This is a genomic window from Gellertiella hungarica, assembly GCF_014197145.1.
GTDB lineage: Bacteria > Pseudomonadota > Alphaproteobacteria > Rhizobiales > Rhizobiaceae > Gellertiella > Gellertiella hungarica.
Map to the genome: position 1 here is coordinate 39437 of NZ_JACIEZ010000004.1, position 13010 is coordinate 52446.

Consider the following 13010-nt stretch of genomic DNA (forward strand, 5'->3'; position numbering starts at 1 on the left):
TCCTCAGCGGGGATCTCGACAGACCCCGCGATATCAAATGATACCACCGGGAGACAGTCTATTGTGCGAGCGAAACCTTAACCTCGGGCGCTTTTCCACCGGCTTGCGGCAATTTTGCCTGAAAGCCGCGGCTCTCGCCCTGGTGGATCGCGCCGATGCGGGTGCGAAACAGGGTGGACGATACGAGCTGTCCGCCGGAATAGATGTCGGCCCGCAGCCTCGGCGCATTCAACGTAGCCTCGCCGTGGTTCTCGATGACGCCCGAGACCACAAGAACCGGCAGCCCGTTCACCGTTTTCGAAAGCGCCGTGACATGGGTTACATCCGCCACGACAGGGGCGGTGCCGCTTCCCGATGCCATCGCTATCGCAGAAACCCCTCCCGCCAGTGCAAAGACGATCAGGAAAACCAGAGCCACAAGCGCGGAGAACATGTTGTCCGACAAGCGCCGGAGCCATTTTTCCCCGGCCGCCAGATCGAAGCTCCTCTCCGGCTCGGCAATCTGAAAAGGGTGCACCGCATGGCGAGGGATCGAAGGCCCGGTCTTTCTTCCGTTGTCGTTGCCGGGCGAAGCCGCCGCATGGGACGCAGCAGATCTGGGCCGGATCGTCCTGGGCTCTGCGATGACCGTGAAATCGGCATCCTCGATCTCGCCGCCATGGGAAAAGCGGTTGAGCGAAGCGGATGGCCGCGTGCGTTCCGGCGGCAGAAGGTCATAGGTCTGGGCGGCGCGAGAACGGGGGCGGTAGGAGCTCATCGGCAGGGCCTCTGTCGTCGGGTGACTGCTCTTCGCCCCTCAGCCGGCTTGCCGGGCATTGAAACGAATCCCGCCCAGTCGTAAAGATTAATGGTTAACGCATCGCAAATGGAGGCGCAGGCGCGCCATTCTTCGGTGCCTTTCATGATTTATTAACGCATCTTGTTAAGAAATGAATGATCCGGAAATCCGTTTCGTCCGCACATCTAGAGACTGGGCACGCCCTTGATTCACTTTGAAAATGTCGGTCTGCGATATGGCATGGGCCCGGAAATCCTGAGGGACCTGACCTTCGACATCCCGAAGCGATCCTTCCAGTTTCTCACCGGTCCCTCGGGCGCGGGAAAGACGACCTTGCTCCGCCTTCTTTTCATGTCGCTGAAGCCGACCCGCGGATTGATTCGCACCTTCGGCCGGGACGTGAACACGATCCCCCCGGGGGAATTGCCGATGCTGCGGCGGCGGATCGGCATCGTGTTTCAGGACTTCCGCCTGCTGGATCACCTCACCACCTACGAGAACGTGGCCCTGCCGTTGCGTGTCCGCGGCAAGGACGAGATTACCTACAAGACCGACGTGCTCGAACTCCTCAAATGGGTTGGGCTCGGCGACCGGATCAACGTCCTGCCTCCCGTCCTGTCCGGCGGGGAAAAGCAGCGCGCTGCCATCGCACGGGCGTTGATCGACCGGCCCGAGGTCTTGCTCGCCGACGAGCCGACGGGGAACGTCGATCCGCCGATGGCGAGACGGCTTCTCAATCTTTTTCTCGAGCTGAACCGGCTTGGCACGGCTGTCGTGATCGCCACGCATGACCTGGGCCTGATGGACCAGGTTGAGGCGCGACGGATGATCCTGACCGGGGGGCACCTCGACATCTATGAGTGAGCCTCCCAGAAACCCCCGTTCGGCAGAAGGCGGAACGCCCCCCCGGCGGCCGGAAATGCGCGTGCGGCCGATGGGCCCCATCGTCCCCCCCACCAACATCCAGAGCAACGCGCTCGCAGTCGTGATCGCGATCATGGCCTTCCTGGCCTGCCTCACGCTCGGCGGTGTCAGCATGGTGCGGGCCACGGCGGCCAGCTGGCAAAGCCAGATCTCCCGCGAAATCACGATCCAGATCAAGCCGGACGACAAGCTGGACATGAACGCTGCTCTGACGAAGGCACGGGACATAGCCCTGAGCTTTGTCGGCACGCGTGACGGACAGATCATGGACGACGCGGCAACATCCCGCCTTCTGGAACCTTGGCTTGGACCGAACCTGAACCTCGACGAATTGCCGGTACCGCGGCTGGTCGTGATCACCATCGATGAGCAGAACCCGCCCGATTTCGAGGCCATGCGAGCCATGCTGAAGGACGAGATTCCGCAGGCTTCGCTCGACGACCACCGGACCTGGGTGGACCGCCTGGTTTCCATGGCCCACACGACCGTTCTGATCGGCCTGTCGATCATGACCCTGGTCTTCAGTGCGATGATTCTCACGGTCATCTTTGCGACACGGGGCGCACTTGCAGGAAACCGCCATATTGTGGAAGTCCTGCACTTCGTGGGGGCAGAGGCCTCCTTCGTCGGAAGAGAGTTCCAGAAGCACTTCCTGAAGATCAGCCTGAAGGGCTCTGCCGCGGGCAGCCTCCTTGCTGCGGGACTTTTCGCCGGGCTGGGCTTCTGGCAAAGCCGCTCCCTTGCCACTCCCCAGAGCGATCAGGCAGCCGCCCTCTTTGGCACATTCTCGGTCGGCTATGGCGGCTATCTGGGCATCTTTGCCACCATGCTGATCATCGCCCTGCTGACGACCATTACGGCGCGACTCACCGTGATGCGCACCATCCACGAGATCGATCAGATACGCTCCGATCCAGCCAGAACCGATATCTTGCCTGATTGACGGGTTGCCATGAAAGCGCCCGGAGCCTGCGATAGAACCAGAAATGATCGTCTGAGGCCGGGCTACTCCGGAGGGCGACAGAATGAACGTGATTCTGACTGCACGGATGACTGAGAAGAAGCGCGACGAGGCTGATGCCGGTATCGGCGCTGCGCCCGATGGGCGTGCGGCGGGCGATGACGCGCGCCCGGCGACGCCGCGGCCTCATCGCAGCCCTGTGCGCCGTTTTCTCCGCTGGGCCGGTCTTGCAAGCGTCATATCGGGAGCAATCTTCTTCGCAGGGTTCCTCTACTTCGCCGATCTCGTAACCTCGCTGGCCACACCGACCGAAATCAAGGCTGACGCCATTGTGGTGCTGACGGGCGGATCGCAGCGACTCAACCAGGCGCTCGATCTGCTCTCCCGCGGAGCCGGGGAACGGCTGCTGATTTCGGGGGTTCACCGGGCCACGACGCCGGGCCAGATCCGGCGCATGACTCAAAGCCCGAACAGCATTTTCCGCTGCTGCGTCGATATCGGTTACGAGGCAAAGGACACGATCGGGAATGCGGCGGAAGCCGTCGACTGGATCCGGGCTCATGGGTATCGCCGCGTTCTGGTTGTCACCAACAACTACCACATGCCGCGAAGCCTGATAGAGCTGCGGCGCGCGGATCCGGAAACAGACTTCATCCCCTACCCCGTCGTCAACTCCAATCTCAAGACGCGGAACTGGTTTGCAGACCCGCAGACACTGCGCGTCATGCTGAGCGAATACCTGAAGATTCTTGCGACCGGCATCCGGGGCATGACCGGGATTGCCGGAGCGAGGGATGACGTCGCGCGCAGAGAGCCGACGAAACAGGGCTGAAAAAGCGGAATGCGGTGACCGCAATCTTTTTATCCCCCGGATAATCGTGTAGCACCACGCAAAAGCCTTAGCGGGAAATTGCGCTCCATGACTGTCCTACGCTCGATTCTTTTCAACGCTATATTCTACGTCAATCTCATCGTGCAGATGATCATCTTCACGCCTTTCTATTTCCTCCTGCCGCGGAAGGTCGCCTACGGAATCCCCAAGTTCTGGGCGCGCTCCAACAATTGGCTCATGGGGCTGATTGCGGGGACGACATTCGAGGTGGAAGGCGCGGAAAACATACCCAAGGGGGGCTACATCTTCGCCCCCAAGCATCAGTCCTTCTGGGATGTGTTCGGGCTCCTGCCGTGGCTCGACGATCCGGTTTACATCCTCAAGCGGGAACTGACCTGGATCCCGCTGTTTGGCTGGTATGTGATGAAGCAGAAGATGATACCGGTGAATCGCGGGGCGAAGGGCAGGGTCATGCTCGACGTGATGCGGCGCGCGACCGAGGAAATGGAAGCCGGCAGACAACTCATCATTTATCCGGAAGGGACCCGCAGAGCGCCGGGCGCAGCGCCGGATTACAAATACGGCATTGCCCGTATCTATCGTGACCTCAAGGTTCCGGTCGTACCTGTCGTCATGCATCCGGGATTGTTCTGGCCCCGCCGCAAGTTCATGCGCTATCCCGGCCATTTCAAGGTGCAGATCCTCCCGCCCATCCAGCCCGGCCTCGATCCGGACCTGTTCCACCAGACGCTCATCGATCGCATGGAGGCTGCAAGCGACCAGCTACTCATCGAAACCGTCAGGAACAATCCGCAGGTCCCCCTGCCGCCTACGGCAGAGAACCGGCTTCAGGAGCTCGGCGCAGAGCTCTGAGAAAGGCGCCGAACGCGGTTCCCCACCTCTTCCAGCCAGTGGTCCCTGATGCCCATCTCTTGGAGATGCTGCAGCGTGTTGAAGACATAGGCGTCGTTGGGTCCCGACTGACCGCTTGCGGTTGCGACCACCTGCGCCGCATGCTCCGCGTCCAGGCCCCCCGCATACTGAACGTGCGTCCGGTCGATGACATAGGTCAGGGCCATCACCTGTCGTCCATCGGTGAGGCGGATCGGAAGGCGCCGCTCCAGATAGACATGCGTGACCAGCTCCCGCCTGCGCAGATAATCGACCACCGCGTCTTCGTGTTCGGGAAGCGTCCGGAAGGCCATGCCGAGGCATGAGCCTCCCCGGTCGAGACCGAGAACCAGACCAGGTCGCTCCTGCGTCCCGCGATGAACCCAGGAACGGACGCAGAGTGATCGCCGGTAGCCATGGATTCGCGCATGCGCGCTTTCCACGTATTCGAAGCCCGGGTTCCACATCAGTGACCCATAACCGAACACCCAGAAATCCGTGATCCCATCCATCCGCCGTCCACCCTCGGTACCCGCAGTCCAATTTGCCGCCGACACGCATTTTTGCCACGGATGACGGACAAACCACCCGAAACGGGGATTCGCCGCACGATTCGCCAATGCCTGGTGATTGCGTGTCGCTTCGATGCCTGCGCCATGCTCTAGTACATATCTGGCAAAAGTGCGTAAGGCTTTTCGCAGCACAGGACGAAAAAGGTCATTGCGGAACGGCGCAGGCCGCACGGCAAAACGAGACGGGAGAATTCAATGACGGGAACCGGAACGACGGCGTCCAGGCGGATCAGAAATCTTGCGGTCGCAGTGGTCGGTTTCACGGCCCTTTATAGCGGCGCGTGGTATTATGGCGCGCACGAAATCCGCTCTCGTCTGCAGCAATTCATGGTGGAACGGCAGGCAGCCGGTCTTACCATCGAGTGCGGCAACATGGAGGTGAAGGGTTTTCCCTTCCGGTTCGAGATCTTCTGCACCAATCCGGGTATTGCCGATCTCAATCACGGCGGCAGCGCGGATGCAGCTGCGCTCCGAACAGCGGCCCAGGTTTATCAACCCTTCCATGTGGTATGGGAAATGGACGGTCCGCTGGATGCAACGCTCGCTACAGGCGAGAAACTCAGCATGAACTGGTCTTCGCTACAGTCCAGTCTCCAGCTGAAATTGGGAGGGCTCGAGCGCTCCTCCGTCGCGGCAGAGGGGTTTGCCCTTCGCTTCCCGTCAGGCAGTGCCGACGAGGCAAGCGCGCTCGACATGAAGGCAGAACATGCCGAATCCCATGTTCGTCAAAACAACGAGGATCTGGATGCGGCCTTTCTGGCCCGGAAGATCGCCCTGAAGCTCCCGGGGACTGGCGCTCCCGTTGCCCTGCCCGTTTTTGACGCCAGTGTCGATGCCACGCTGGGCGGGAAGGCAGGTCTCCTCGACGGCCGCATAAAGGGGCCCGGGCTCCTGCGCCCGGCAACGGGCGAAATAAGGCGGGCTGTCGCGGATTTTGGCGAAGGCAGGGTGACGACTGTCTCCGGCCCCCTGTCTATCGATGAGGAGGGTTTGATATCGGGCAAGCTCTCCCTTGAGGCCGAGCAGTTCGAGAAGTGGGAACCCTTGCTGACGGCTGCGCTGCCGGATGCCGCGGACAACATCCGCACCGCCATGGGCGCTTTGAAGGCCATGGCCGACTCAAAAGGAACGGTGCGCGTCAATCTGGTCCTGGACAAGGGCCAGGTCCTGCTCGGCTTCATTCCGACGGGCATTGTTCTGCCGCCGCTGTGACGCCCTATTTCGGATCGAGGGCGTGGCGGCCGAAATCGGGCGCGTCCACGTCCTGACCAGCCTGGACGATGGAGCGGCGGATTGCACGGGTTCGCGTGAAAAGCTCGAACAGCTTGTCGCCCTCGCCCCAGCGGATTGCCCTCTGCAGGTAGGCCAGGTCCTCGGAGAAGCGGGCAAGCATTTCCAGTATGGCGTCCTTGTTGTGCAGACAGACGTCGCGCCACATGGTCGGGTCCGAGGCTGCGAGACGCGTGAAATCGCGGAAACCGGAAGCGGAGTACTTGATCACTTCCGACTCGGTCACGGTCTCAAGATCATCCGCCGTACCGACGATGTTATAGGCGATGATGTGCGGCAGGTGAGATACGATGGCCAGAACCTTGTCGTGGTGCTGGGGGTCCATCTCGTCGACCATGGAGCCCATGGCCTCCCAGAAGGCGCGCAGCAGTGCCAGGGCGTCCCTGTCCGTCCCTTCGATGGGCGTAAGGATGCACCAGCGGCCCTTGAAAAGTCCGACGAAGCCGGCATCCGGGCCGGACTTTTCCGTACCCGCGATCGGGTGGCCTGGAATGAAATGTACGTGGGGAGGCATGTGCGGCATCATCTGGGCGATGACCGAGGCCTTGGTGGACCCTACATCGGTCACCAGCGCGCCCGGCTTCAGATGCGGCGCGATTTCCTCTGCCACGGCCCCGGATGCACCGACCGGCACGGAAACGATCACGAGATCCGCGCCCTTCACCGCCTCGGCAGCCGACAGCGTGTAGGAATCGCCGAGCCCAAGCTCCTCGGCGCGTTTCAGCGTCTCGGGGCTGCGCGTGGAGATGGTGACATGTCCCGCCATACCCTGCTCGCGAATTTCGCGCGCGATGGACGAGCCGATCAGGCCGATGCCGATCAGGGTGATGCGCTCGAATGCCAGACTGCCCATGGAAACTCCCGCCGGAACAGGCAATTAAGATCAGGAAAGCGGCTCGGGCATAAAGCCCTTTCCCCCTTTTGTCGAGGGCGGAGCGCCTGGATCGACGGAACCGCTTCTCTGTCTCGTGCTGGGCACTCCCTGCGGCGCGATGACCGGCATGAATACGCGCCGCGAGTTTCTCGCAGCCACGGGCAGACCCTGGTAAAGCCGCTTCTGTGCCTCGACAATGATGACGCCAGAGAAAGCCGGCCACAGCAGGCGTCCACATTTCTCGAACCCCTTGCGCAGGCGCAGCAGCCCCGAAAGGCGCGTTGGCGGGAAATGAAGCGCATCGGCACTCGCCCCGGGGGTGAAGTTGGTCTCGCGGAGAAGGCGTGTCAGCTGCCCGCGGGAATAGGGCCGGCCACTGCCGAATGGTGTGTAGTCCAGCTGGGCCCAAACGCCCCGCCGGTTCGGCACGACGATGACGAGGCGCCCGCCGGGCGCCAGAACGCGCCACATCTCCTTCAGCGTCTCCCGAGGATTTTCGGCATATTCGAGCGCGTGGACCATCAGTATGCGGTCGACAGAGGAGTCTGGCAGGGGCAGTTCCTCCTCGAAGACAAGGGCTGTTGCCGAAAGCTCCCCCGTCGGCCAGTTTACGGCGCCCTGTCCTGCCGGCATGAAAGCGAAGGTTCGCTCCGTACCCTCGCGAAAGCGATCGAGGAACGGAACGGCGAAGCCAAAGCCTACCAGACGCTCGTCCGGAAGCGTGGGCCAGAGACCTGCCAATGCGGCAGCGATCGAATGCTCGGCCATACGGCCGAGTTCGGAATGGTAGAATTGGCGAAGGTCGACGATGTCGGCGTGCATTCCTTCAATGTTATCAGCGAGCGGGTGGACTTCAAGGCTGCAATCCCTACATTCAGCCTTGGAATCGAATTGGCGGAGTCCCCTTTATGGAAGCGCTTCAGATCGAATGCTTTCCCTGTCGCAGCGACAATTTCGGCGTGCTCCTGCACGATCCGGAAACTCTCATGACGGCCAGTATCGATGCGCCGGAAGAAATGGCCATCGTGGCTGCGGCGGAGCGCCGCGGCTGGAAACTGACTCATCTATTCACCACCCATCACCACCAGGACCACGTCGAGGCCAATCTGGCGCTGAAGGAACGATATGGGCTCGCCATCATCGGGCCGGCGTCCGAAGCCCGGAAGATACCGGGCATCGACCGCACCGTGGCGGATGGCAGCTCGTTTCTCTTCGGCAACAATACCGTTCGCGTCATCGAGACACCCGGCCACACGGCCGGTCACGTCTGCTACCATCTGCCGGATGCCAAACTGCTTTTTGCCGCCGATACGCTCTTTGCCCTCGGATGCGGGCGGCTCTTCGAGCGTCCTGCGGCGGATATGTGGGCCTCGCTGCAGAAGCTGGCCGCTCTGCCCGATGAAACCGTTGTCTACTTCGGCCACGAATATACCCAGAGCAATGCCCGCTTTGCCCTGACAATCGATCCGGAGAACCGGAGGCTGCGTGATCGCGCCGCGGAAATCGATGCCGCCCGCGCGGAAGGGCGTTTCACCTGCCCCACCACCATCGGGCTGGAAAAGGAAACAAACCCGTTCCTGCGCGCCGGCGATCCACAGATCCGGGCGCTTCTGGAAATGCCGGAGGCGACAAACGAGGAAGTCTTCGCCGAGATACGCCGGCGAAAAGACAATTTCTGAGGGGCCAGGGATGCAATCCAAAGACATTATCGCCATTCTGGACCTCGAGCCGCATCCCGAAGGGGGATGGTATCGGCAGACCTTTCGGGATGCGGATGGCGGGGAACGAGGTCACTCGACCGCCATCTATTACCTGCTGGAAGCGGGGGAGAGATCTCACTGGCACCGGGTCAGGGACGCGGCAGAGGTCTGGCATTACTATGCCGGCGCTCCGCTGATCCTGCGCTCGGCAGCAGATGGCGGCCCGCTGGAAACCGTCATCCTCGGACCGGACATTCTGAAGGGTGAACGGCCTCAGGCCGTCATTCCTGCCAATGTATGGCAGTCGGCGGAATCGCTGGGTGCCTTTACGCTGGTCGGCTGCACCGTTTCTCCCGGCTTCAGCTTCGATGCCTTTGAAATGGCGCCTCCGGCCTGGGCACCCGGCGAGGACAGCAAGGATCTGCCCTGAGCACGGACTGGGCGTATCCTATGCCCGTGCAAAGGCAAGTGACAGCAGGAGCTGGGCTCCGTAATAGGTCCACCAGATGATCGGAGCCGTGTAGCGTCGCAGATACGAATCCTCCGGGATGCGAAAGGTCTCAAGCGACAGGACCGCATCCGACGCCACAAATAGCACCGCTCCCACGAGGATGCCCCCGTTTCCCGAGAGGATTGCCGCAAGCGCCATCGACAGAATGGCAATGCCGTAGGCCACGGCAGGCACGCGCATGCCCCGGGCGCCATTCCAGACTGCCGCCAGCATCCCCAGAACGACCAGCAGAACCGTCAGACCTGCGCCCCACTGCCAGACCTGCGGCAGCGCACGATCCCATCCGCTCCACAACTCCCAGCCATAGAGCAGATGGGCGACGAGGAATGCCGCCAGCCCAGCCAGAAAGGGGCCTCTGGTGCGAAAGACCAGTGCCGCATCGCCAAGGGCAGAGAAGGCGAGAGCGGCAACGACCAGCGAACCCGTTTCATTGAGAGCCGAGAGCGCTGCAAGGAGGAGGACCGAGCCCGCCTTTACGGGAAGCCTCACCTGCCAGGGGCCCCGACGGCCGATGATACCGTAAAGAGCTGCAAGCCCGAGAGAGGCCAGAAGAAGCCCTGCGGCAAGCGGATCGGACAGCATTTTCCTAGTTGCTTATCTTGCGGGCGGAGATCGTCAGCATCCCGATCTGTGTGGGAATTCTGACGAAGACAGGAGCCATCAACCGCACCTTGCCCGCGCTCGCAAACCAGATCTCCATTTCGGAGGACCGCTTGAGGTATTCGATATCCTTGCGTCCCTGCTTGTAACCGCCCTTGGGAACGAAGCGGACGCTGCAGACCATTGCTTCGCCGGCATAGCCGTCGAACTTGAAAGGTTTGGTACCCTTGGCGGCAAGAACCAGGTCCATGCGGGTCTCGCCATCGAAGATCGGCAGAGACCGCGGGCAAACCTTCTTGCCTTCGGGGAAAACCAGCCCGGACAAGGGATCGAGAACCGAGCGGAGATGGCGGGCTGTGACCGGAACCCAGCCTTCCGGCCGGACAGGTTCCGGGCTGATCGAATTGCTCACGACCCGCCCCCCGTTGAAGTTGACGCGATAGACCCTCGTCTTCTTGCCGCTGGAATAGGTAAGATCATAGTTTCGCGCTTTCAGCGCGCCGCCGGCATAGGTGCCCGAGACAGATGTTTCCGCGCGGATGTCGGCAATCAGGTCCGCGAGACCCGACGTGTTCACCCGTCCGGAGATGGAATAGCGCGTCTTGTCGATGCGGGTGCTGAAAACCGCCCGTGCCACAGGGAGACCGCCGATCGCGATCCGGTATTCGGTCTGCTGCGTCAGGGATGCGGCAGGGGAAGCAGATGGTGTAAGGCCCAGAAAAGATAGCGCTGTCGCGGTCGTGATCCAAAAACTCTTGCTCATGGCGCCCCTCTTTTCCATTCGTGCGGATGTCTGGCGGTTCAGCTCCGTCGAACCGTACCGTTTGTTATAACCCGACCCGGCTAGACAAGAAAACATCGGCTTTTTCAAGGATTCTGCTGCCTTGGGCACAGGTTTGGCTTGACTGGCGCGCAGGGCGTGACTATAGAACCGCAACTTTCCAATCCTGCCTGTTGGATTGCGCGCCCGTTTTGTCGGGTTGAGATCCATGGCCAAGAAAAATAGGTGTACCATGTCCCGCTGCTGCGAATTGACTGGCAAGGGTGTTCAGACTGGCAACAATGTCAGCCATGCGAACAACAAGACCAAGCGCCGGTTCCTGCCGAACCTCTGCAACGTCACGCTGATCTCCGACGCTCTCGGCCAGCGTTATCGCCTGCGCGTATCGGCTGCAGCCCTGCGCTCTGTCGAACACCGCGGCGGCCTCGACGCCTTCCTGCTGAAGGCCGACGAATCCGAGCTGAGCATGCGCGCCCGGCTGCTGCGCCGCCAGATCGTCAAGAAGACTGCCGAAGCCGCCTGATAGGCTGACGCATCAAGCTCATACGGCTTTCGAGAGGCTTGTCCGGAAAACCGGTCAAGCCTTTTGTCTGTCCGGCCTGTTCCTCCAACTGGTGGCATCACCCAGGATAAAAAAATGCAAGCGAACCGCTTCGTCCTCCTTTATGCCCTGATGATGACGCTCGTCGTCGTCGCATCCAATTTCCTCGTTCAGTTTCCCCTGAATGGAACCGTCGCCGGCATCGCGCTGGGAGATATCCTCACCTGGGGAGCCTTCACGTATCCGGTAGCATTTCTGGTCACCGACCTGACGAATCGTCAGTTTGGACCCTCGGTCGCCCGTCGGGTGGTCTTCGTGGGATTTGTCGCCGGGGTTGCCCTGTCGCTCGTCACCGCACCGCACCGCATTGCGATCGCGTCCGGCTCTGCCTTCCTGATCGGCCAGCTTCTCGACATCACGGTCTTCAACCGCCTGCGCAGGCAAGCCTGGTGGCAAGCGCCTCTGGCAGGCTCCCTGGCCGGTTCAGCGCTCGATACGGTGATGTTCTTCTCCTTTGCCTTTGCGCCCCTTTTCGTCGTCTTCGGCCCGAACGATCCCTTCGCCATCGAGCAGGCTCCCGTCCTTGGGGTGTTCGCTGCCGAAGCGCCCCGCTGGATCTCCTGGGCAATCGGCGATTTCGCAGCGAAGATCACGGTGGGCCTCGTGATGCTCCTCCCCTACGGTGCGCTGATGAACATCATCCGCCCTATGCCGGCGCTCGACGCCCGCTGACGCGGCACTCGAGATGAAGGCCCGCCAAAGCGGGCTTTCATTCATCGAGCCTGAATTCGAGCATCAGGGTGCGTTGGAAGACGGAGTGGTTGTCGTCCGAGACCAGGATGAGATGAAGCGACCCGTCCGGCATCGGAAGGGCATCAATCCCTTCCATGTTGTCGATCTGATCTGCCATGGTGGCTTCGATGAGGACGTCACCCTCGACGACGGCTCCCGGCACGAGATCTCCTGCCCTTATCCGCCGGATGCGCATGGCAACGCCCGTTGCCAGGTTGAAGCGGCGCTCAAGCAGGAGAAGATCTCCTGACGGCAGGAAGGTACCGTCGGACACGGCAAATGCATCCCTTGCTGCGACGGAGAAACGCCCTTTGCGGGGGCCATCGAGAATGGCTGCCAGGAGGTTTCCGCTCTCGTCCACGCTGCGTTCGGCAACGATCACGGCCGCTCCCTGCAAGGGAGAAGCCTTTGGGGCAGTCACGACCGTTTCAAGCCCACCGTTGGCACGAAGCAGCCCTTCCGGTATCAGAATGGGAACCGTGCCGACCGGACGCGCACGCTCGAAATCGCCCGCGGGATAGACATCGACGCGATGCTTGCGCTCGTAGGAGACCAGTATCTCCGCGCCTCGCACCGCCACTCCCTCGCTATCCATGAAATATTTCTGGGCTTCCAGCCGACCGAGGGCGTCGGTCATCGAGGTGATGCGGACATCCGTCAGGCCGGCAAGGCGCCCGTCCGGGTCGCGCTGGACACGTCCGCGCAACCAGTGGCCCGTATCCAGCACCGAAACGAATTGCGTTCCATCGTCCAGAAACCGGATGGACGACACGCTCCCGAACAAGGCATCCGACGATCCGAGAACCAGGCCGCCGAGAAACTCAAGCTTCCCGAACCGGGTTTCGTCGCTTCCCAACCTGAACTGGCTTATCGGGCTCGCCGTCACGGGGGTCGGGACCATGTCTGCTTGCGCAGCCAGATGCCCCTGGCCTGCAAGACAAAGCAGCAAGGCCATTCCCCACA

Annotated in this window: 16 protein-coding genes; 9 read left to right on the top strand and 7 right to left on the bottom strand. The window is 61.6% G+C overall.

Going from position 1 to position 13010, the window contains the following annotated elements; all coding sequences use genetic code 11:
- Positions 1 to 58: 58 nt before the first annotated feature.
- Positions 59 to 757 carry an FxLYD domain-containing protein gene (locus tag GGR23_RS11495; RefSeq protein WP_183366434.1) on the bottom strand — a complete coding sequence of 233 codons (699 nt, stop codon included), beginning with the start codon at positions 755 to 757 and terminating at the stop codon, positions 59 to 61.
- A gap of 225 nt (positions 758 to 982) precedes the next feature.
- On the opposite strand from GGR23_RS11495, the gene ftsE reads away from it, so the two are divergent.
- The 4 genes from ftsE (at position 983) to GGR23_RS11515 (ending at position 4368) form a co-directional block, all read left to right on the top strand.
- Positions 983 to 1642: a cell division ATP-binding protein FtsE gene (gene ftsE, locus GGR23_RS11500; protein ID WP_183366435.1), complete on the top strand. Its 660-nt coding sequence runs from the start codon at positions 983 to 985 to the stop codon at positions 1640 to 1642.
- Entirely contained in the window at positions 1635 to 2645 is a 1011-nt protein-coding gene (locus tag GGR23_RS11505) for a cell division protein FtsX (RefSeq protein WP_183366436.1), read from the top strand. The genes ftsE and GGR23_RS11505 overlap by 8 nt, the downstream gene beginning before the upstream one ends.
- An 82-nt stretch (positions 2646 to 2727) precedes the next feature.
- Positions 2728 to 3495 (top strand): YdcF family protein, encoded by a 768-nt coding sequence (locus tag GGR23_RS11510; protein WP_246365309.1) that lies wholly within the window; start codon positions 2728 to 2730, stop codon positions 3493 to 3495.
- 87 nt (positions 3496 to 3582) lie between these two features.
- On the top strand, positions 3583 to 4368 hold the full coding sequence (locus tag GGR23_RS11515) for a lysophospholipid acyltransferase family protein (protein WP_183366437.1): 786 nt from the start codon (positions 3583 to 3585) through the stop codon (positions 4366 to 4368).
- Here GGR23_RS11515 and GGR23_RS11520 read toward each other — a convergent pair.
- Positions 4344 to 4898, bottom strand: a complete 555-nt coding sequence (locus GGR23_RS11520; RefSeq protein ID WP_183366438.1) for a gamma-glutamylcyclotransferase — start codon at positions 4896 to 4898, stop codon at positions 4344 to 4346. The genes GGR23_RS11515 and GGR23_RS11520 overlap by 25 nt on opposite strands.
- Positions 4899 to 5153: 255 nt before the next feature.
- Between GGR23_RS11520 and GGR23_RS11525 the strand changes: the two genes are divergently transcribed.
- Positions 5154 to 6170: a DUF2125 domain-containing protein gene (locus GGR23_RS11525; RefSeq protein WP_183366439.1), complete on the top strand. Its 1017-nt coding sequence runs from the start codon at positions 5154 to 5156 to the stop codon at positions 6168 to 6170.
- A gap of 4 nt (positions 6171 to 6174) precedes the next feature.
- Here the strand turns inward: GGR23_RS11525 and GGR23_RS11530 are convergent, their stop codons facing one another.
- Together GGR23_RS11530 and GGR23_RS11535 are read right to left on the bottom strand one after the other, a co-directional pair.
- Positions 6175 to 7101, bottom strand: coding sequence for a prephenate/arogenate dehydrogenase family protein (locus GGR23_RS11530; RefSeq protein ID WP_183366440.1), 927 nt, complete (start codon positions 7099 to 7101; stop codon positions 6175 to 6177).
- 30 nt (positions 7102 to 7131) lie between these two features.
- Positions 7132 to 7944: a class I SAM-dependent methyltransferase gene (locus GGR23_RS11535; RefSeq protein ID WP_183366441.1), complete on the bottom strand. Its 813-nt coding sequence runs from the start codon at positions 7942 to 7944 to the stop codon at positions 7132 to 7134.
- An 86-nt stretch (positions 7945 to 8030) separates the two neighbouring features.
- Here GGR23_RS11535 and gloB point away from each other — a divergent pair, with 86 nt between their 5' ends.
- Both gloB and GGR23_RS11545 read left to right on the top strand, forming a co-directional pair.
- A complete protein-coding gene (gene gloB, locus GGR23_RS11540) occupies positions 8031 to 8801 on the top strand; it encodes a hydroxyacylglutathione hydrolase (RefSeq protein ID WP_183366442.1) in 771 nt (256 codons plus the stop codon).
- Positions 8802 to 8811: 10 nt separating this feature from the next.
- Positions 8812 to 9252 carry a cupin domain-containing protein gene (locus tag GGR23_RS11545; RefSeq protein ID WP_183366443.1) on the top strand — a complete coding sequence of 147 codons (441 nt, stop codon included), beginning with the start codon at positions 8812 to 8814 and terminating at the stop codon, positions 9250 to 9252.
- 18 nt (positions 9253 to 9270) lie between these two features.
- Here GGR23_RS11545 and GGR23_RS11550 read toward each other — a convergent pair whose 3' ends face one another.
- Together GGR23_RS11550 and GGR23_RS11555 are read right to left on the bottom strand one after the other, a co-directional pair.
- On the bottom strand, positions 9271 to 9915 hold the full coding sequence (locus GGR23_RS11550) for a lysoplasmalogenase (protein ID WP_183366444.1): 645 nt from the start codon (positions 9913 to 9915) through the stop codon (positions 9271 to 9273).
- Positions 9916 to 9919: 4 nt separating this feature from the next.
- On the bottom strand, positions 9920 to 10696 hold the full coding sequence (locus GGR23_RS11555) for a DUF3108 domain-containing protein (RefSeq protein WP_246365311.1): 777 nt from the start codon (positions 10694 to 10696) through the stop codon (positions 9920 to 9922).
- 250 nt (positions 10697 to 10946) lie between these two features.
- Here GGR23_RS11555 and rpmB point away from each other — a divergent pair, with 250 nt between their 5' ends.
- Both rpmB and GGR23_RS11565 read left to right on the top strand, forming a co-directional pair.
- Positions 10947 to 11237: a 50S ribosomal protein L28 gene (rpmB, locus tag GGR23_RS11560; RefSeq protein WP_183366445.1), complete on the top strand. Its 291-nt coding sequence runs from the start codon at positions 10947 to 10949 to the stop codon at positions 11235 to 11237.
- A gap of 114 nt (positions 11238 to 11351) precedes the next feature.
- Complete coding sequence (locus tag GGR23_RS11565) at positions 11352 to 11987, top strand: queuosine precursor transporter (protein ID WP_183366446.1); 636 nt, start codon at positions 11352 to 11354, stop codon at positions 11985 to 11987.
- Between the two features lie 37 nt (positions 11988 to 12024).
- On the opposite strand, the gene GGR23_RS11570 is transcribed toward GGR23_RS11565, so the two are convergent.
- Positions 12025 to 13002 (bottom strand): esterase-like activity of phytase family protein, encoded by a 978-nt coding sequence (locus GGR23_RS11570; RefSeq protein ID WP_183366447.1) that lies wholly within the window; start codon positions 13000 to 13002, stop codon positions 12025 to 12027.
- Positions 13003 to 13010 lie beyond the last annotated feature (8 nt).

Excerpts from the sequence above, each read along its gene's own strand:
- GGR23_RS11565 (WP_183366446.1), top strand. The coding sequence starts at position 11,352 with ATGCAAGCGAACCGCTTCGTCCTCCTTTATGCCCTGATGATGACGCTC.
- GGR23_RS11535 (WP_183366441.1), bottom strand. The coding sequence starts at position 7,944 with ATGCACGCCGACATCGTCGACCTTCGCCAATTCTACCATTCCGAACTC.
- GGR23_RS11555 (WP_246365311.1), bottom strand. The coding sequence starts at position 10,696 with ATGAGCAAGAGTTTTTGGATCACGACCGCGACAGCGCTATCTTTTCTG.
- GGR23_RS11570 (WP_183366447.1), bottom strand. The coding sequence starts at position 13,002 with ATGGCCTTGCTGCTTTGTCTTGCAGGCCAGGGGCATCTGGCTGCGCAA.
- GGR23_RS11525 (WP_183366439.1), top strand. The coding sequence starts at position 5,154 with ATGACGGGAACCGGAACGACGGCGTCCAGGCGGATCAGAAATCTTGCG.
- gloB (WP_183366442.1), top strand. The coding sequence starts at position 8,031 with ATGGAAGCGCTTCAGATCGAATGCTTTCCCTGTCGCAGCGACAATTTC.
- GGR23_RS11550 (WP_183366444.1), bottom strand. The coding sequence starts at position 9,915 with ATGCTGTCCGATCCGCTTGCCGCAGGGCTTCTTCTGGCCTCTCTCGGG.
- GGR23_RS11520 (WP_183366438.1), bottom strand. The coding sequence starts at position 4,898 with ATGGATGGGATCACGGATTTCTGGGTGTTCGGTTATGGGTCACTGATG.
- GGR23_RS11530 (WP_183366440.1), bottom strand. The coding sequence starts at position 7,101 with ATGGGCAGTCTGGCATTCGAGCGCATCACCCTGATCGGCATCGGCCTG.
- GGR23_RS11495 (WP_183366434.1), bottom strand. The coding sequence starts at position 757 with ATGAGCTCCTACCGCCCCCGTTCTCGCGCCGCCCAGACCTATGACCTT.
- rpmB (WP_183366445.1), top strand. The coding sequence starts at position 10,947 with ATGTCCCGCTGCTGCGAATTGACTGGCAAGGGTGTTCAGACTGGCAAC.
- GGR23_RS11545 (WP_183366443.1), top strand. The coding sequence starts at position 8,812 with ATGCAATCCAAAGACATTATCGCCATTCTGGACCTCGAGCCGCATCCC.
- GGR23_RS11510 (WP_246365309.1), top strand. The coding sequence starts at position 2,728 with ATGAACGTGATTCTGACTGCACGGATGACTGAGAAGAAGCGCGACGAG.
- GGR23_RS11515 (WP_183366437.1), top strand. The coding sequence starts at position 3,583 with ATGACTGTCCTACGCTCGATTCTTTTCAACGCTATATTCTACGTCAAT.
- GGR23_RS11505 (WP_183366436.1), top strand. The coding sequence starts at position 1,635 with ATGAGTGAGCCTCCCAGAAACCCCCGTTCGGCAGAAGGCGGAACGCCC.